The sequence below is a fragment of the Acetobacter oeni genome, from assembly GCF_011516825.1.
In the GTDB taxonomy this organism is placed as follows: Bacteria; Pseudomonadota; Alphaproteobacteria; order Acetobacterales; family Acetobacteraceae; genus Acetobacter; species Acetobacter oeni.
In genome coordinates this window covers 1-15,831 of record NZ_WOTA01000048.1, presented here as the reverse complement: position 1 = coordinate 15,831, position 15,831 = coordinate 1, and the positions used below count along the sequence as shown (strand labels likewise).

The following is a 15,831-nucleotide window of genomic DNA, read 5'->3' as shown; positions in this document are numbered from 1 at the left end:
CGGGAAAGTCGGTCGCCGCCAGGTCTTCCAGTCCACCCTAAACATATCACAAAATTACCACCGCGGGGTGGAGCAGTCCGGTAGCTCGTCAGGCTCATAACCTGAAGGTCATAGGTTCAAATCCTATCCCCGCAACCAAGCATAAACGTCTGAAAAGACAGAAGAAAAGCCACCCTCGCGGGTGGCTTTTTTTGTGCCTGAATCACTCCGCAGGAAACACATAGGAAACAAATGAAAAAGTAACCGGGCGGGATTTTGTCGGATGTCACAAATGCGTGAAGCTGGGAAGGGGCATCCCGTCGCCTGTTTCAGGGTATGATCCTGCCTTGTCGAGTCAGGACAGTCTCCCCTCTGCTGTCCATAACCGGAGTAGCAGGAAAACCTCATGGCCGCAGACGAACTCACGGGACTGATCAGATATCTCGGTCAGGATCACTGGCAGGACCGTTTCGCGGAAGTGCTCGGCGATCACATCGGGCCGGCGCTGGAAGCGGGCGACATCACGTTCGAGGATCTGGCGGAGATGATCGGTCCCGACGTCGCCATGACGCTGTGGGCTGTGCCTTCGAGGATTTCCTGGGGCAGGACTGGGATAACGACCGGAATATCGTTGACGTCTATCTGAAACGCCGGGGCTGGAAGGAAGGGCCGCGCAACAGCGCCTATATGCGTGCGCTCAGGGCTTCGGTCATGAGTCTGTATGAAGTCTCGGACATCAGACCCGGCCAGAGCTTCATGGCGCGTGGCCTGCTGCGGGGTGGCGAGCCTGTTCTCGTGCATGAAGGCACCGCCATCCGGACGCTGGAAGACATGGCCCGGCAGATGGACGGTCCGGCGCTGTTCAATGGCGATGGCGAGGATCTGGTCTTCCATGAAGTCTGTTTCCCGCTGGCAAAGGGCGTGACGCAGAAGAAGGTGGCGGATGCGCTTGAGGGCGTGGTGGCCCTGCGTCCGGAGCACCGGTCGTTCTGGAACTGGCTGAAGGAGCCGGAGAGTGATTCTGTACCGTTGTCCGGACGGGATGAAAACGGGCGGTTCTTGCACACCGAGATGGACGATGGTGCGATCGTGCTGGGCACAGTGGAACTCAAGGGGCGGCAGCTACGGTTGCAGGTGAACTCAGGGGCACGTGCCGAACGTGGGCGTGCCATGCTGCAGGCCGTTCTGGACACGCTCGTGGGCGCTCCCCTGACGCAGATCATGACACCGGTGCAGGCGATGGAGGAGCGGGAGCACGGTGGACGGGCTGCGTCGCCAGACCTGCAGATCCCGCCTGAAGAGGAAGCGCGGATCATCGGGCAGATGCTGGAGCGCCATTACCGGCAGGTGCTTGATGAGCCGGTTCCAGCCCTGGGGAATGTGACGCCGCGTGAGGCTGCCCGGACAGCTTCAGGATGTAAAAAGGTGGCTGCCTGGCTGAAGGATATTGAAAACACCACAGCCCGCACCCGGAAAAATGACGGCGCGGGGGTTGCCTACGATTTCGGGTGGATGTGGCACGAACTCGGAATCACCATGCTCCGGAAATAAGCCGCTTTCGCCTACAACTCGGTCATATGAGTTGCTACATCCTTTCCACATAGCGGACACCAGACTGTGTTATGGCCATTGCTTGAATCACTCGCGGGTCTTTGGAAAGAGTTCTCTGAATTGCGTCTCGCGGCATTCACGCAGGGTCTTCTCTTTGCTGCATTCAGTGTGTTCTGGACAACGCTTGCACTACACCTGCAGCAGCCCGACTTCGGACTTGGAGCCGATGCCGCTGGCCTGTTTGGTGTTGTAGGGGCGGTCGGTATTCTTGCCGCACCATTCGCAGGGCGCGTTGCGGATCGGCACGGCCCGCATCGGATCATTATTCTCGGCACGGTTTTGACGCTTGTGTCATGGGGCGTGTTCGGTTTGTGGAACTCTCTGACCGGATTGATCGTCGGTGTTATCGTGCTGGATTTTGCAATCCAGAGCGCTCTCGTGTCCAACCAGCATATTGTTTACGCGCTGCGTCCTGAAGCGAGGGCGCGGCTGAACACCATTTTTATGGGGACGATGTTTCTGGGCGGGTCTACGGGCTCGGCTGTCGCGATGCTGGCATGGTCCTCATATGGCTGGACCGGCATCGTCATCCTTGGCGCAGCGCTTTCACTCTTGGCAACATTACTCCAGGTTCAGAAGTTGGCTCGAAATAAAAAGACGACAGCATGACAATGCAACACTCAATGACCTGAAACCTGAACCGGGAAGCAGTTTGATCTAATTTTCCATTTTTTTAATACGATAAAAACTCTCGTCATATCCTGGTCATTGAATCTCCCCATTTTCGTCAGCGCGTTTATTCTTTCAAAGAAAGTGCGAAATCCAGTGTTTCCGACAGATGTCGGCGATAACGGTCGGTGGTCCCGTCGACATCCGGGGCTTTCATGACATCGGTGGCCAGGAAGGTCGGCAGAGGCGACATTGCCAGGAATTGATTGGCCTTGTGAAAGGGGAAATAGACGGCATCTATACCTTTGCCTTCAAAGAACTGCACAGGATCCGTAAAGGCATCATCCGGCGCGTTCCAGGTGAGGGACAGCATGTAACGTTTACCGTCCAGCAGACCACCCGAGCCATATTTGCGCTCGGGATAGGCCCGGCTGCGCCCATCATTGGCGTAGAGCGCGCCGTGACCGGAGGTAAAGACCTCGTCCATGTATTTCTTGACGATCCATGGTGCGCCCATCCACCAGCCGGGCATCTGGTAGATGATCAGATCCGCCCATAAAAAATTCTGGACTTCCTCCTCGATATCGTAGCCAGCGTCGATTTTGGTTTCGCGTATCGCGAAATCTGCCTCTGTCAGTGCCCGGACCGCGACGTCATGCAACGTATCGTTCAGGCGTCCATGCGAATGCGCGAAGACCTTTCCACCATTCAAAAGAAGGATGTTTTTCATAGCTGGGAATATTCCTTGATTGGGAATCACAATGACAGGGTGAGGGTGGTTGTCAGGAAAAATCTTGGCTCGGAACTTTTCGTGCATTGGTTTCCAGCAACGTCTTCACGTAGCGCAGGGCGGAGGTGTAGGCGCCCTGATAGCGTTCAGTCGCCTCCAGATCGCTCAACCCGACCGGGAGGAAAAAGCTGCCCCAGGTGATGATGCAACTATCGGGACCGCTTGTTTCAACCGCGACCTTGCCGACATAGTCTTCAACCGGGTCCGGGCCGCTGACATAGGCGTAGGTATAGAAGCGTTTCTGCTCGTCAAAGCTCAGCAAGCGTTCGATGATGGTTACGCCGTCCGCCAGGGCCAGACGGCGGAGCCGTCCCCCGTCTTCCAGTATGCTTTTCCGGATCTTTGGAAGCCACAACGGCAGGTTGTCGAACCCGCCAAGCAGGGTCCAGGCCATATCGGCGCTGACTGCGGCCTCCACGTGACCAACAGCATCAATCATATTTTCCTCACTGGGCATTACGAAAGTCCCCACGACCGGGACCGTATCATCGCTGGATGATGCCGCTTTCGGAGGGGCTTGATAATCGGCTTTTCCTCCACATAATCTTGGATCCGAATTCACAGATGGGCTCAGGTAATGGATAATCGCGCGGGAGAAATGCAGGTCTTTGTGAGAGTGGTCGAAGCTGGCAGTTTCTCCGAGGCGGCAAGACAGCTCCTGATGACGCCGTCAACGGTCAGCAAGCTGATCGGCCGCATGGAGGACCGGCTGGGCGTGCGGCTGGTCGAGCGATCGACCCGGCGGCTGTCGCTGACCGACGAGGGCCGCCTGTTCCATGAACGCAGCGTCGCATTATTGGCGGAGCTGGACGATATCGAGCGCGAAGTTGGTCATGGGGCCGGTGGTGCCAGCGGAACCGTGCGGGTGAGCGCCTCGGTCGCATTCGGCGTGCTGGGGATCGAGCCGCTGCTGCGGGAATTCTGGCGGACCTATCCAAACGTCATTGTCGATCTGTCGCTGTCCGACGAGATCGTCGATCTCTATCTCGACCGCACCGACATTGCCTTTCGCGTCGGCCCCCTGACGGACAGTAGCCTGGTGGCTCGCAAGATCGGGGTGGCACGCCGACAGATCGTCGCCTCACCCGACTATCTCAAGGAACGCGGCACCCCGATTACGATCGATGATCTCGACCACCATAACTGTCTGGGTTTCAATTTCCGCCGGGCCGCGCCGGTCTGGCCGTTGCGCGAAGGGGGGCGGATCGTGGACCGTATGGTCGGCGGCAGCCTGCTGGCCAACAATGGCGAGACGGTGCGGCGTCTGGTTTTGGCAGGCGTGGGACTGGCACGTCTGGGCGACTTTCATGTGCGCGACGACATTGCCCAGGGGCATCTGGTCGAGGTGCTGGCCGATGCAGGACATGGCGACGCGGAGGACGTCCATGCCCTTTATCTCGGCGGTCAGCGCATGCCACAGCGTGTCCGGCTGTTTCTCGATTTCATGGTGCCAAGGTTGCAGGCATTTATGCGGACCGGAGCGTGAGAGGCGTTTCCGACCCATTGGCGTCTTTTTTGTGACTCTGGTTCACAGCTCCTGTGGCCACAAAGCCTCTGGTTGGTTTTATCCCGCACTGATAATTTTCCGCTTTCCACCCGCCTTTCCCCAAAAGGGGTTGCCGGTGCTGTTTTCACCTTATTCGCAGGCGGGTCTGGACCGAGCCAACCGGATTATCATGCCGCCCATGACACGTTCCCGCGCCGCACGAGGGAATGTTACGACGCCCCTGATCACCCATGTGGTGCACGCCCAGGGTGGCCGCATCTTCGCCCGACTCTCGCATGTCGGACGGGTTTCCCACACCAGCTGAGTGTCATCATATATTTGAAATCCCTTATTGAACAGATAGAGGCAAGTGTGTCGAATTCTCATTTTTCGTCAGGTCGTGCGCTGTTGTCCCTGTCCTGCGGGGCCTTTGCGATCGGGGTGACCGAATTCACCCCCATGGGCCTGCTGCCTGTCCTGGCGGACGGGGTCCATATCAGTGTACCCAAGGCAGGCAGCCTGATCAGCGCCTATGCCTTTGGCGTGATGGGCGGCGCGCCCTTCGTCACTCTCTTTCTGGCGCGCTATCCGCGCAAATATGCACTGATCGGGCTGATGATCCTGTATGCGATCGGTAACCTGACTTCGGCTGCCAGTGACGATTACATGCAGTTGCTGCTGTCACGGGTGCTGACCAGCATGGCCCATGGGGCATTCTTCGGGCTGGGCGCCGTGGAGGCGGCGAGCCTGGTTGCGGCCAACCGGCAGGCGAGTGCGGTGGCCAGTATGTTCATGGGTCTGACCGTCGCCAATATCCTTGGCGTGCCAGCAGCGACATGGCTGGGTGACACGCTGGGCTGGCGCAGCGCGTTCGCCGCCATTTCAGTGCTGGGTCTGGTCGCGGCTGCGGCTCTGTCCGTTGCCCTGCCATTGGCTGAGGCCAGCCCAAGGCCGGACGCGGTGGCCGAGATGAAGGCGATCATGCGTCCCAACGTGCTGATGGCACTGGGCGTCACGGTGATCGGCGCTGGAGCGATGTTCGAACTCTATACCTATATCGTGCCAATGCTGGAACATATCACCCGTGCGGGGCCAACCTTAACGACGCTGGCATTGATGCTGATCGGTGTTGGTTTCAGTATAGGCAATGCTATCGGCGGCCGGGCGGCAGACCGATCGCTGGCCGGTACGTTGCTGGTGTTCTTTCCAATCCTCGGCCTGATCATGCTGGTCTTTCCCGTCGCCGCGCGAACGCCGGCTGGCGCGCTGATCGGAGTCCTGCTGTGGGGCATCGCCAGTTTCTCTCTGATGCCGGCCCTGCAGATGCGCACCATGCAGGCCGCACATGATGCACCGGGCCTGGCCTCGTCGGTCAATATAGGCGCGTTCAATCTGGGCAATGCCTTGGGGGCGGCGCTGGGTGGGGCCGTCTTGTCTCTGGGGTTCGGCTATCCGATGGTTTCCGTCGCGGGCTTAGGCATCAGCCTGCTGGGCGTACTGCTGGTCCTGCTGTCCCGTAAGGGACGCCTGTCACCCGAAGCAGAATGAAGCGGCCAGGTTGCTTCATCCGCCCTGAAATGCTGCACTATGACTGGCACATCGTGCTGGGGGTATCCAGCCTGCTCAGCGATGTTACCGAAATGCTGAACGACGAGAATCTCGTCGTCGACGGTGATTACACCATCCGATAGAGACGAACGTCTCGGGTGGATACGTTGTCCTGAGCCGACTGCTCAGGAATGGGCATCCAGCCATGCACTGATCTTGGCTACGACCTGATCCTCGATGCCAAAATAGCCATGAGGGGTCAGGGAGCCACAGTTCTTCCGCGATCGGGTTGTGCCGCCCGTGACGGTCAGCACCCGCGCATCGGGGCTCGCGGTCATGGCGGCCGCGATCCGTGGTGCGGCGTCGGGCGGCGCCACATCGCACAGATCGTCGCGGTTCGCCACCACAAGCACGGGCACGCGTATCATTCTGGGCCCGGCGCTGAATACTGTTTCCCCGCTTCCGCCCATGACTGATACGGATTCGGTCAGGATCACACCCGCGATCGTGCCGGGACGGGCATGGGCGGCGCCATTCACGGCGGCGATCGATCCCTGGCTTGTGCCAAGCAGGAAGGCCGGCCCGGTTGTCTGCTGATGAGCTAGGGCGATGAGGCTGTCGGCCAGGTGCGTGTAGAAGGGTGAGCTGCGCAGACCCCTGAGTTGGTGTCTTCGGGCGTGTCCGGAATGAGAACCGCATACCCGTGCCGGTTCCACAGATCGCGTGTCCTGACGACGAAATTCTCGGCATGGACGATATGGCCGTCCCGTTGCAGGCCGATGTCTCCGGCCCCGCCGGGAAACATGATGATGAGGCCACGGGGTTGGGGCGGGGTGGCGAGAAGCACTCTCAGATGATGCCCGTCGCTGAGGGGAAGATACAGGACTTGCTCTTTCGCGCGTTGATCGGCCGGAGAATACTGCACCGCAATCGCGGCCATCGTGCGTGGGGAATGGTTCTGGCCGAAGGCCGCGTCGGGGAGAAGAAGGCAGGCAGACAGGAGGGCGGCCACGCCGGATCGTTTTATGTGCATCGTTCTTCTCATGACTGCAGGGTGCGGTTGGGTCGGTCTGCCGATGACCGGAACCTTTCGACCACCCAGTCAATGAAGACACGCACGCGTGGCGACATCTGTCGGTTGTGTGGAGACAGAAGGGATACCGGCGAAGGGGAGGGTGGGCAGGTCTTCAAAATCTCGACCAGGGCTCCGTTCCGGAGATCGTGCTCTGCGTGATAGCGCGGGATCTGGATGAGACCCATGCCCGCGCGCGCGGCGGCGATGTAGCTTTCCGCCGCGTTGACCGCCATCCGGGATGGCAGGGCGACCTCCCGGACTTTTCCGTCGATCATGAACTCCAGCGGCAATATCCTGCCCCGCAGGCTGGACTGGAAACCGACCATGACATGCCCGCCCGGCAGGCCATCCGGATGAGCGGGCGTGCCATGCTTTTCCAGATAAGCCGGAGAAGCCAGCGTGACTTCATCCAGAAAGCCGAGCGATCGAACGGTCATGTCACTGTCGCGCAATTCGCCCACGCGCAGAAGGCAGTCCATGCCTTCGCGAACGGGATCGACCAGGCGGTCTCCTTCGCTCATGTGCAGTTCGATGTCAGGATAGGTGGCGAGGAGCGCCGGCAGGGCCGGGAGAAGAAAATGCCGGGCGAGCGTCCCATGAACGTCGATCCGCACGACGCCCCTGGGGCGTATTGTGCCGAGTGACGCCTCGGCGTCCTCGATATCGGCGACGATGTCGCGGCAGCGGTGGTAATAGGTCTCGCCTTCCGGTGTGGCGCTGACCTGACGCGTGGTGCGGTGCAGAAGGCGCACGCCGAGCCGGATCTCCAGTGCCCTTATGACATCGGTCGCGGTCGAGCGCGGCAGATCCATGTCCGCCGCCGCTCGTGTGAAGCTGCCGCATTCGACGATACGCATGAACAGGCGCATGACGTCCAGCCGGTCCATCAACTGTTCCTTCCTGTCGGATAATCTGTCCGGATTGTGCGGGATTATCCGGAGACCGAAAAGAGGCAGGCTCACATCAGAGCCATTCTACAGGTCAGGAGGAACGCACACATGACACAGAACCGAAAAGTCGCGATCATCACAGGGTCGTCACGCGGCATCGGCGCTGCCATCGCAACGCGGCTGGCGAAGGACGGGTTGGCCGTCGTTATCAATTACGCCGGCAACGCCGCACGGGCCGAGGAACTGGCCGCAACAATCCGCCGGGATGGCGGCGAAGCGCTCCCCGTGCGGGCCGATGTCTCGGACGCAGCGGCTGTCGCCACCCTGTTTGATGCGGCGGAAAAGGCGTTCGGTGGTGTCGATGTTCTGGTCAACAATGCCGGGATCATGACGCTGGGGCGTATCGTCGATGTGGACGATGCCGCTTTCACGCGTCAGGTGGATATCAATTTCAGAGGTACATTCAACACGTTGCGTCAGGCCGCCCGGCAGCTGCGGAACGACGGGCGCGTCGTCAACCTGTCCACCAGCGTCGTCGGCCTGAAATTCGAGAATTACGGTGTCTATGCTGCCACGAAAGCGGCAGTCGAGACCCTGACCGCGATCCTGGCCAGGGAATTGCGTGGCCGGAACATCACGGTGAATGCCGTTGCCCCCGGTCCGACCGCGACAGATCTGTTTCTTGAGGGAAAAAGTCCGGAGCTGATTCAGAAACTATCAGCAATGAGCCCGCTGGAGCGGCTCGGGACGCCGGTTGATATCGCGGCGGCGGTCGCCTTCCTTGTCGGGTCGGATGGCGCGTGGATCAACGGCCAGACCCTGCGCGCCAATGGCGGTATTGTCTGATCGTCATGGCTGTCTCACGACGGGCAGCCAGCAGGCCAGCGCCGCGAGCGTGATCAGCAGGACGGGCGGTGTGAGGATCAGCCCGACCTTCATGTATTGCCCCCATGTGATCCGGTAATTTTTGGATGCCAGCACATGCAGCCAGAGTAGCGTGGCGAGACTACCGATCGGAGTGAATTTGGGACCGAGATCGCAGCCGATGACGTTGGCATAGATCATCAGGTCGCGGGTCAACGGGGCAATGTCGTGTGCCTGCTGGATCGCCAGCGCACCCACCAGCACGCCCGGCATGTTGTTCATGACGGAGGAGAGCAGTGCTCCGAGAAAACCAGTGCCGATCGTGGCCGCGAATGGTCCCTGATGACCCAGCCAGACCAGTGCCGCCGCCAGATAAGCGGTCAGCCCGGCGTTGCGCAGGCCGTAGACCACCAGATACATGCCCAGTGAGAAGATCACGATCTGCCACGGCGCACCGCGTAGCACCTTGCGAACCGGGATGATCTGCCCTCGCCCGGCGACGATCAGCAGCGCCCCGGCCGCAAGACCAGCGACGATGCAGACCGGGATATGCAACGGCGCGGTCAGGAAATACCCGGTCAGGACCAGCGCCAGCAGCGGGAAGGCTGCGCGAAATACGGCACGGTCACGGATCGCAGTGGCTGGCGCGGGCAGTTTCTCGACCGGATAGACCGTCGGCGCCTGCCGCCGATATCGCAGCCATAGCACGGTCAGCGTCGCGCCCAGCGCCACCAGATCGACGGGAACCATGACCGCCGCATAGCGGTCAAAGGCGATGCCGAAGAAATTGGCGCTGACGATATTCACAAGGTTGGAGATCACCAGCGGCAGGCTGGTGGTATCGGCAACAAAGCCCGTAGCGATGATAAAGGCCAGCGCGGCAGCAGGTTGCAGGCGAAGCTGCGTCAGGACGGCGATCACGATCGGTGTCAGCAGCAGGGCTGCGCCATCATTGGCGAAGACTGCCGCGATGACGGCCCCCAGCACCACGATCAGGGGAAACAGCACCCGGCCACGTCCCTTGCTCCAGCGCACGACATGCAGGGCAGCCCAATGAAAGAACCCGGCTTCATCCAGCAGCAGTGAGATGACGATCAGCGCGATGAAGGTGAAGGTCGCGTCCCAGACGATGTGCCAGACGACCGGAATATCCTGCCAGTGGATCACACCGGTCATCAGAGCCACTCCGGCCCCCGCCAGAGCGCTCCACCCGATGCCGAGCCCTTTGGGCTGCCAGATGACGAAAACCAGCGTGACGACGAAGATGAGAAGCGCCAGCATCAGGCGATCCGTTCACCCGTCTCGCCCACGATCTTCTCGCCATCTTCTTTGGCGAAGGCCCCACGCTGTGGATTGGGCAGGATATCCAGGACCGTCTCCGAGGGGCGGCAGAGTGCTGTACCCAGCGGGGTGACGACGATCGGCCGGTTGATCAGGGTGGGGTGTGCCATCATGGCATCGATCAGGTCATTGTCCGACAGGGCTAAATTGTCGAGCCCCAGCTCGTTATAGGGCGTGCCCTTCTCCCGCAGGAGAGTCCGTACCGGAATTTCCATGCGCCCGATCAGATCGAGCAGTTCGGAGCGGCTCGGCGGCGTCTTCAGATATTCGACGATCCGGGGTTCCTCGCCGCTGTTGCGGATCAGCGCCAGCACATTACGCGACGTGCCGCAGGCCGGATTGTGGTAGATCGTGATGGTCATGAGCAGGCCTCCGGACTTGGGCAGCAGGCGGATAAATCGGCGATCAGGGGCGCACAGAGTTCGGGATTGCCTGCACAGCAATCCTTGACGAGGAACAGCATCAGTTCCCGCAGGCGCGGCAGGCCGACGCGATAGACGATCAGCCGGCTGTAGCGCTGTGAGGTCAGCAGGCCGGCGCGTGTCAGGGTGGCGAGATGGGCCGATATGGTGTTCTGCGGCAGATCGAGCTGGCGGGCGACCTCACCGGCAGGCAGGCCGTCCGGTTCATGCCGGACCAGCAGGCGGAAGATTTCCAGGCGCGTGGACTGGGAGAGAGCACTGAGCGCGGCGATGGCGGAATCTGTATCCATATATCCATCATCATGGATATATGGGGGTGGGGTCAAGAGCACCGCATTGGTATCTTGCGAAACCCGTTTCTGCGTTACACGTCGAACAGGTGTCCGATCCCGCCGGTGACGATCATCGCCACAATGCCCCAGAACGTCACGCGCAACGCCGGGCGCAAGGGGGCTGCGCCACCGGCGACTGCGCCGACGATACCCAGAATGGCGAGAACCACGACGGACGTCAGGGAGACGCTCCAGGACACCCACGAAACGGGAGCCAGAACTGCCGCCAGAACGGGCAGCACCGCCCCTGACGAAAAGGCAGAAGCCGAAGCAAAGGCCGCCTGGATGGGTCTGGCCGCTGTGGCTTCCGAAAGGCCCAGTTCATCTCGAGCATGAGCGCCGAGGGCATCATGCTGCATGAGGGCGACGGCCACCTTGTGGGAGAGATCTGGATCCAGCCCGCGCTTCTGATAGATCCCTGCGAGTTCGGTCACTTCTCCGTCCCAGTCCGTGGCCAGTTCCTGTTTTTCACGAGCGATGTCGGCCTGTTCTGAATCCCGCTGGGAACTGACCGAAACATACTCCCCGGCCGCCATGGAGAGGGCACCAGCCACAAGCGCGGATAATCCTGCGATGAGGATACTGCCGTGTGTCGCGTGAGAACTGGCAACCCCGACAATCAGGCTTCCGGTTGACAATGTTCCATCATTGGCGCCGAGGACGGCTGCACGCAGCCAGCCCAGTTTCTCGACGGCATGACGTTCAGCGAGGGGATGAAGTCGCGACATAAGATTATCCGTTGGCAATCTGAATTGTGTTCAGGAATAGGTCTTCAATTTCCGCATGACAACAAATAATTAATTCTAATACTGCGAGTTATTTTCAATAGAATTTATTATTTATCATTCCTGTTTGTTCAGGTTCCCGTCAGGTTTGGTGTGATATGAACTACAGTTTCTTCACCGTTATCTGGGAGAAAGTGCATGCCTGACGTGATGCCGGATATTACGCGTACCCAGCGCTATGACAGGCCGACGATTGCCCTTCACTGGGCAACCGCCTTTCTGGTGCTGTTTCAGTTTGCTCTCGGCGAAAGCTGGGGTTGGCCTGCAAAACCCGTTCATCATCTGATGGTCGTTGCGCATCTGACAGCGGGCATCCTGCTGACGGCAATCATGGGGTTCCGCATTGCCTGGCGCCTGACGAAAGGCCGGCATCTATCGGACCTTCTGCGGCCGCTCGACCGTTTCTTTGCGCTGGGCGTGGAATATACGCTCTACGTGCTGCTTCTGGCTGAAATCGTGCTCGGCTACCTCTGGCGATGGGGAGCGGGACAGGCCATGAGTTTTTTCGGCCTCCTGATCCCGTCCCCGTTTGTCCGCTTTCCGGCGTCGCTGCTCCATTGGATTCAGGATATGCATCACTGGAACGCATGGTTGATTGTCGTGATTGCCAGCGGTCATGGCATGGCGGCGGTTTTCCATCAGGTCATTCTGAAAGACGGGGTTTTTGGACGTATGCTTCTGCGTGGAGATCAAGGCGCCAATCCTCTGTTCACACAAAAGCCGTAAGGCCGTGCTTTCTTCCTGAGCTTCATATGGAGGTGCCTATGACAAAACAATTCACGACCGCTCTCCTGTCAGTCTGTCTGCTTATGACCTGTTCCGCTGCCTATGCAGACCCTCCCTGGGCACGCGGAGGGCAAGACCACGGTGGCCATGACCATCATGGTAAGGGTCATGGCTATGGCCACATGAAACACTGGCAGAGAGGCGACTATTATTCCGGTCCGCGTGAGCAGCGCTGGATGGTCAGTGACTGGCGCGGGCGGCGGGGGCTCTGGGCACCTCCCGCAGGTTACTACTGGATGCAGTCAGGCGGACAGTATCTTCTGATGGCCGCAGCGACCGGTCTTATAGCAGGGGTTGCTGCTGCGACCGTTGGTTCCGCTGCGCCAGCCTACCCGACGGCACCGGGTTATGTTCCGCCTTATTGATGGAAGGATGATTACGATTCTTCGCTGGATTTATGAAGATTTTTTGTGATTGATGAAGTCGATCTGCCAGCATGGCGTTCTTAAAATGAGCATGATACCTGTCTCGTACCTGTCCGGAAAACAAAGGGCTCAACCTGATGACCATCGTGCCCTTCGGTGCAGCGCCAGAACGTCAACGGATGGCCGCAGCATGGGAAGTGCTGTTCATCTTCCTCAGGCTGGGCGTTACCTGCTTCGGTGGCCCGATCGCGCATATCGGATATTTCCGCAATGAGTTTGTCGTCCGACGCCGGTGGCTTGATGAGCGCGCCTATGCGGATCTCGTGGGACTTTGTCAGTTTCTGCCCGGTCCGGCGAGCAGCCAGGTGGGATTTTCCATTGGTCTGATGCGGGCGGGCTATCTTGGTGGTCTCGCCGCGTGGACCGGATTTACTCTGCCTTCGGCGTTCGTCCTTGTTCTCTTCGCCTATAGCGCGAGCGCACTCGGGGGACCGATTGGCCTCGGTCTTTTGCATGGATTGAAACTCGTCGCCGTGGCCATCGTCGCACAGGCCGTGTGGGGCATGGCACGAACGCTGTGTCCGGATCGGGTCCGTGGTTCCATCGCGGTGATAGCGGCACTCATCATTCTGTTCGTGACCTCGCCTTTTGCCCAAATCGGCGCTATTGCCCTCGGGGGCGTTGTCGGCCTGTGGTTCTGTTGCGCTCTTCCGCCATCGGACAGCGGACATGTCGCCGTGCCCGTATCGCGCCGTGTCGGGATGGCTGCGCTTCTGGCCTTTGCGGTGTTGCTCTTCGCTCCTCCTGTTCTCGGCCAGCATGGCGCGCCGGGGGGATTTTCATTGTTCAATGCCTTCTACCGGTCTGGCGCACTCGTGTTTGGCGGCGGTCATGTGGTGCTGCCATTGCTCCATGAAGCCTTTGTGACACCAGGTCTGGTCAGTGACGATGCCTTTCTCGCCGGTTATGGCGCCGCACAGGCGGTTCCGGGACCACTCTTCACGTTTGCTGCCTATCTTGGTGCGATCGTCAAACTATTACCCCATGGCGTAGAGGGGGCCTTCCTTGCTCTGCTCGGCATCTTTCTGCCAGGGATCCTGATCCTCATCGGTGTATTGCCGTTCTGGGATTCCTTTCGTAGTCGTCCAGCAGCACAGGCGATCATGCGAGGTGTCAATGCCGCTGTGGTGGGCCTGCTGGGCGCCGCGTTATACACACCGGTCTGGACGAGCGCGGTCAAATCATCGGGCGATTTCGGACTTGTCCTTGTCGGCTTCGCTCTGCTGACGCTCTGGCGAGCGCCACCTCTGGTCGTAGTCGCTATCAGTGCAGTGGGAGGAATTGCTTTGGGACAAGCTGCGTAGTGAAAAGTCAGACATGGAATCTACGGTCAAAGTGAAATGCACGACGTGGATACTTCGTCGTCGGCACTCTGAAGCAATGCTCGGCAACCCGGTTGCAGCGAGTGCATTCCCGAGTGCCACGACGGAAATCATTAAGCAATACGGCCAATTTCCTATATGCATAGTAGAATACCCCGTGACGCGGGCATCAAAGACTTCGCATTACCAGACACCACGCCTGCATCAAGGTTCTGCAGAAGGACAGGATCAGTGTTGGTTCGTCGGAGGGAACCTGATCGTTTTTGGTGAGCTGCTAGAGCAGTCCACAGGCATTGGCCAACGCTTCGCACTGCCGCATTTCGCCTTTTCGACCGGTCGCAACGATAAGAATGGATGCGTCGGAAAGTCTGTTCACGGATGACGCCATCCAGAATTTTTCTTGTTCAGGTCAGAGATAGACAATTTTCTTGACCGCCGATGCGTGGTTCCAGACCAGCGTGCTGTAGGATTGGCAACAGGCATGGTTCATGATGTGGTCAGGAGAAATCTGGGTTTCGTGAGGCTTTGTTGCCGGAGACACCTTCCAGTGAACCACTCGCGCACCTTTTGGCACAGGAGACGAGAGGCTCGTAGAAGCCGAACGACGAAAGAGCCGTAAGGTGGAGCGCGACGACAGTGAGTATATCGTGTCCGGTGGATGCAGGGTCACGCTTGCATCCGTGTTTTTCTCCAGCAGCCTGCGCAGGACGATTTCCGCCTGAAGGGCGTGGTTCGCAACGAGTGCGTGCAGCCATTGCGTCTGGAAAGGCGAAGCTGCCACCGCGCCAAACACCGGATAGACGGGCGCGAAGGCTGATGACGGACGCCGCCTTTCTGCGCCGCCGTTCGGGAGAACTTCATGAAGCCCGACCGGAACACGCGGGACAGGGCAGCTTTCGGTGATAGGGCTCCCATCGGAGGCAGATGCATGTCAGACAGTATGATCAGCAAACCGGGGTGCAGGGGCCTGCGGTTCCTGCCAGGTCCGGGCTGAGCCCGGATACTCTCATCCGCAGGTCAATCTTCACAACCTCTGGTATTATACCAATCAGCTTTTGGAATGACTCACCTGGGTACCCAGGGGCAGGAAATTATGATTCATGGGATGTCGGACCAGGAGAAAGGCACCCAGGATGAGCAGAGCGGTAGCATTACGCGAGGATTATGACGCGGCCTGTGTGCGCGGAAAAGACTGCCATGATTGCCGATATGATCGCGGGCCGATGACGATTACCGAAAAGAACGTCGTAAAGTTCCCCAAACACGCACGCACCCCACACAGGATGTCGACAGCTATTCCCGCGAACTGGTTACACCAACGGAAATATCGGAGCGGCGGCGCGGAGGACGACAAGCTTTATGGACGATACGGGATCGAGACAGGGAATGTGATTTCGCAGCGCAGCCCCGGATTGTTGTCCTTGAGCCGGATGTTACCGCCATGCAGCCTGACGATAGAGCATAATCCGATCAATCTGGTTCATATCCTGTGGCGGTGAAGCAGGCGGCGGCCTGGCTGTGACAGACATCGTCGATTGCACCGCACACCGCGTCCTGGAGTGCATC

Annotated in this window: 19 protein-coding genes, 1 tRNA gene and 1 pseudogene; 11 read left to right on the top strand and 10 right to left on the bottom strand. The window is 59.4% G+C overall.

Going from position 1 to position 15,831, the window contains the following annotated elements:
* Positions 1-61: 61 nt before the first annotated feature.
* From GOB90_RS17565 to GOB90_RS17555, 3 genes and pseudogenes are all read left to right on the top strand, one after another.
* A tRNA-Met gene (locus GOB90_RS17565) sits at positions 62-138 on the top strand.
* Positions 139-385: 247 nt separating this feature from the next.
* Positions 386-1,530, top strand: a pseudogene (locus tag GOB90_RS17560) (hypothetical protein).
* 120 nt (positions 1,531-1,650) lie between these two features.
* Entirely contained in the window at positions 1,651-2,199 is a 549-nt protein-coding gene (locus tag GOB90_RS17555; protein ID WP_242012144.1) for an MFS transporter, read from the top strand.
* Between the two features lie 127 nt (positions 2,200-2,326).
* Here the strand turns inward: GOB90_RS17555 and GOB90_RS17550 are convergent, their stop codons facing one another.
* Together GOB90_RS17550 and GOB90_RS17545 are read right to left on the bottom strand one after the other, a co-directional pair.
* Complete coding sequence (locus tag GOB90_RS17550) at positions 2,327-2,929, bottom strand: NAD(P)H-dependent oxidoreductase (RefSeq protein ID WP_146892658.1); 603 nt, start codon at positions 2,927-2,929, stop codon at positions 2,327-2,329.
* A 52-nt stretch (positions 2,930-2,981) separates the two neighbouring features.
* A complete protein-coding gene (locus GOB90_RS17545) occupies positions 2,982-3,446 on the bottom strand; it encodes an SRPBCC family protein (RefSeq protein WP_146892653.1) in 465 nt (154 codons plus the stop codon).
* Between the two features lie 120 nt (positions 3,447-3,566).
* Between GOB90_RS17545 and GOB90_RS17540 the strand changes: the two genes are divergently transcribed.
* The 4 genes from GOB90_RS17540 (at position 3,567) to GOB90_RS17525 (ending at position 6,166) form a co-directional block, all read left to right on the top strand.
* Positions 3,567-4,475, top strand: coding sequence for a LysR family transcriptional regulator (locus GOB90_RS17540; RefSeq protein ID WP_146892651.1), 909 nt, complete (start codon positions 3,567-3,569; stop codon positions 4,473-4,475).
* A 199-nt stretch (positions 4,476-4,674) separates the two neighbouring features.
* The gene (locus tag GOB90_RS19595; protein WP_260176003.1) at positions 4,675-4,800 is read left to right on the top strand and encodes a hypothetical protein; all 126 of its coding nucleotides are present in this window, start codon (positions 4,675-4,677) and stop codon (positions 4,798-4,800) included.
* A 134-nt stretch (positions 4,801-4,934) separates the two neighbouring features.
* The gene (locus tag GOB90_RS17530) at positions 4,935-6,023 is read left to right on the top strand and encodes an MFS transporter (protein WP_242012148.1); all 1,089 of its coding nucleotides are present in this window, start codon (positions 4,935-4,937) and stop codon (positions 6,021-6,023) included.
* The gene (locus tag GOB90_RS17525; RefSeq protein WP_173572184.1) at positions 6,020-6,166 is read left to right on the top strand and encodes a hypothetical protein; all 147 of its coding nucleotides are present in this window, start codon (positions 6,020-6,022) and stop codon (positions 6,164-6,166) included. The genes GOB90_RS17530 and GOB90_RS17525 overlap by 4 nt, the downstream gene beginning before the upstream one ends.
* Positions 6,167-6,208: 42 nt before the next feature.
* On the opposite strand, the gene GOB90_RS19395 is transcribed toward GOB90_RS17525, so the two are convergent.
* The 3 genes from GOB90_RS19395 to GOB90_RS17515 all read right to left on the bottom strand — a co-directional run bounded on the left by GOB90_RS19395 (position 6,209) and on the right by GOB90_RS17515 (position 7,985).
* Positions 6,209-6,562, bottom strand: a complete 354-nt coding sequence (locus tag GOB90_RS19395) for a hypothetical protein (protein ID WP_242012142.1) — start codon at positions 6,560-6,562, stop codon at positions 6,209-6,211.
* Between the two features lie 62 nt (positions 6,563-6,624).
* Positions 6,625-7,056 carry an alpha/beta fold hydrolase gene (locus GOB90_RS19390; RefSeq protein WP_242012141.1) on the bottom strand — a complete coding sequence of 144 codons (432 nt, stop codon included), beginning with the start codon at positions 7,054-7,056 and terminating at the stop codon, positions 6,625-6,627.
* 8 nt (positions 7,057-7,064) lie between these two features.
* Positions 7,065-7,985, bottom strand: a complete 921-nt coding sequence (locus GOB90_RS17515; protein ID WP_146892647.1) for a LysR family transcriptional regulator — start codon at positions 7,983-7,985, stop codon at positions 7,065-7,067.
* A 111-nt stretch (positions 7,986-8,096) separates the two neighbouring features.
* Here GOB90_RS17515 and GOB90_RS17510 point away from each other — a divergent pair, with 111 nt between their 5' ends.
* Positions 8,097-8,834, top strand: a complete 738-nt coding sequence (locus tag GOB90_RS17510; protein WP_146892645.1) for an SDR family oxidoreductase — start codon at positions 8,097-8,099, stop codon at positions 8,832-8,834.
* A 3-nt stretch (positions 8,835-8,837) separates the two neighbouring features.
* Here GOB90_RS17510 and GOB90_RS17505 read toward each other — a convergent pair whose 3' ends face one another.
* From GOB90_RS17505 to GOB90_RS17490, 4 genes are all read right to left on the bottom strand, one after another.
* Entirely contained in the window at positions 8,838-10,133 is a 1,296-nt protein-coding gene (locus GOB90_RS17505) for an arsenic transporter (RefSeq protein WP_146892642.1), read from the bottom strand.
* Positions 10,133-10,555: an arsenate reductase (glutaredoxin) gene (gene arsC / locus GOB90_RS17500; RefSeq protein WP_146892640.1), complete on the bottom strand. Its 423-nt coding sequence runs from the start codon at positions 10,553-10,555 to the stop codon at positions 10,133-10,135. Before arsC ends, GOB90_RS17505 begins: the two co-directional genes overlap by 1 nt.
* A complete protein-coding gene (locus GOB90_RS17495) occupies positions 10,552-10,905 on the bottom strand; it encodes an ArsR/SmtB family transcription factor (RefSeq protein WP_146892638.1) in 354 nt (117 codons plus the stop codon). Before GOB90_RS17495 ends, arsC begins: the two co-directional genes overlap by 4 nt.
* Before the next feature lie 74 nt (positions 10,906-10,979).
* Positions 10,980-11,675, bottom strand: coding sequence for a VIT1/CCC1 transporter family protein (locus GOB90_RS17490; RefSeq protein WP_146892636.1), 696 nt, complete (start codon positions 11,673-11,675; stop codon positions 10,980-10,982).
* Positions 11,676-11,870: 195 nt separating this feature from the next.
* On the opposite strand from GOB90_RS17490, the gene GOB90_RS17485 reads away from it, so the two are divergent.
* From GOB90_RS17485 to chrA, 3 genes are all read left to right on the top strand, one after another.
* Positions 11,871-12,458: a cytochrome b gene (locus GOB90_RS17485; protein ID WP_146892634.1), complete on the top strand. Its 588-nt coding sequence runs from the start codon at positions 11,871-11,873 to the stop codon at positions 12,456-12,458.
* A gap of 38 nt (positions 12,459-12,496) precedes the next feature.
* Positions 12,497-12,883, top strand: coding sequence for an RcnB family protein (locus GOB90_RS17480; RefSeq protein ID WP_242012140.1), 387 nt, complete (start codon positions 12,497-12,499; stop codon positions 12,881-12,883).
* 137 nt (positions 12,884-13,020) lie between these two features.
* Positions 13,021-14,247: a chromate efflux transporter gene (gene chrA / locus GOB90_RS17475; protein WP_146892630.1), complete on the top strand. Its 1,227-nt coding sequence runs from the start codon at positions 13,021-13,023 to the stop codon at positions 14,245-14,247.
* Between the two features lie 427 nt (positions 14,248-14,674).
* Here chrA and GOB90_RS17470 read toward each other — a convergent pair whose 3' ends face one another.
* A complete protein-coding gene (locus GOB90_RS17470) occupies positions 14,675-15,046 on the bottom strand; it encodes a hypothetical protein (protein WP_146892628.1) in 372 nt (123 codons plus the stop codon).
* Positions 15,047-15,831: the final 785 nt, after the last annotated feature.

Coding starts and splice junctions, on each gene's coding strand:
- GOB90_RS17530 (WP_242012148.1), top strand. CDS start 4,935: ATGGGCCTGCTGCCTGTCCTGGCGGACGGGGTCCATATCAGTGTACCC.
- GOB90_RS19390 (WP_242012141.1), bottom strand. CDS start 7,056: ATGCACATAAAACGATCCGGCGTGGCCGCCCTCCTGTCTGCCTGCCTT.
- GOB90_RS17545 (WP_146892653.1), bottom strand. CDS start 3,446: ATGCCCAGTGAGGAAAATATGATTGATGCTGTTGGTCACGTGGAGGCC.
- GOB90_RS19595 (WP_260176003.1), top strand. CDS start 4,675: ATGACACGTTCCCGCGCCGCACGAGGGAATGTTACGACGCCCCTGATC.
- GOB90_RS17525 (WP_173572184.1), top strand. CDS start 6,020: ATGAAGCGGCCAGGTTGCTTCATCCGCCCTGAAATGCTGCACTATGAC.
- GOB90_RS17550 (WP_146892658.1), bottom strand. CDS start 2,929: ATGAAAAACATCCTTCTTTTGAATGGTGGAAAGGTCTTCGCGCATTCG.
- GOB90_RS17540 (WP_146892651.1), top strand. CDS start 3,567: ATGGATAATCGCGCGGGAGAAATGCAGGTCTTTGTGAGAGTGGTCGAA.
- GOB90_RS17510 (WP_146892645.1), top strand. CDS start 8,097: ATGACACAGAACCGAAAAGTCGCGATCATCACAGGGTCGTCACGCGGC.
- chrA (WP_146892630.1), top strand. CDS start 13,021: ATGACCATCGTGCCCTTCGGTGCAGCGCCAGAACGTCAACGGATGGCC.
- GOB90_RS17515 (WP_146892647.1), bottom strand. CDS start 7,985: ATGGACCGGCTGGACGTCATGCGCCTGTTCATGCGTATCGTCGAATGC.
- GOB90_RS17505 (WP_146892642.1), bottom strand. CDS start 10,133: ATGCTGGCGCTTCTCATCTTCGTCGTCACGCTGGTTTTCGTCATCTGG.
- GOB90_RS17485 (WP_146892634.1), top strand. CDS start 11,871: ATGCCTGACGTGATGCCGGATATTACGCGTACCCAGCGCTATGACAGG.
- GOB90_RS17495 (WP_146892638.1), bottom strand. CDS start 10,905: ATGGATACAGATTCCGCCATCGCCGCGCTCAGTGCTCTCTCCCAGTCC.
- GOB90_RS17480 (WP_242012140.1), top strand. CDS start 12,497: ATGACAAAACAATTCACGACCGCTCTCCTGTCAGTCTGTCTGCTTATG.
- arsC (WP_146892640.1), bottom strand. CDS start 10,555: ATGACCATCACGATCTACCACAATCCGGCCTGCGGCACGTCGCGTAAT.
- GOB90_RS17490 (WP_146892636.1), bottom strand. CDS start 11,675: ATGTCGCGACTTCATCCCCTCGCTGAACGTCATGCCGTCGAGAAACTG.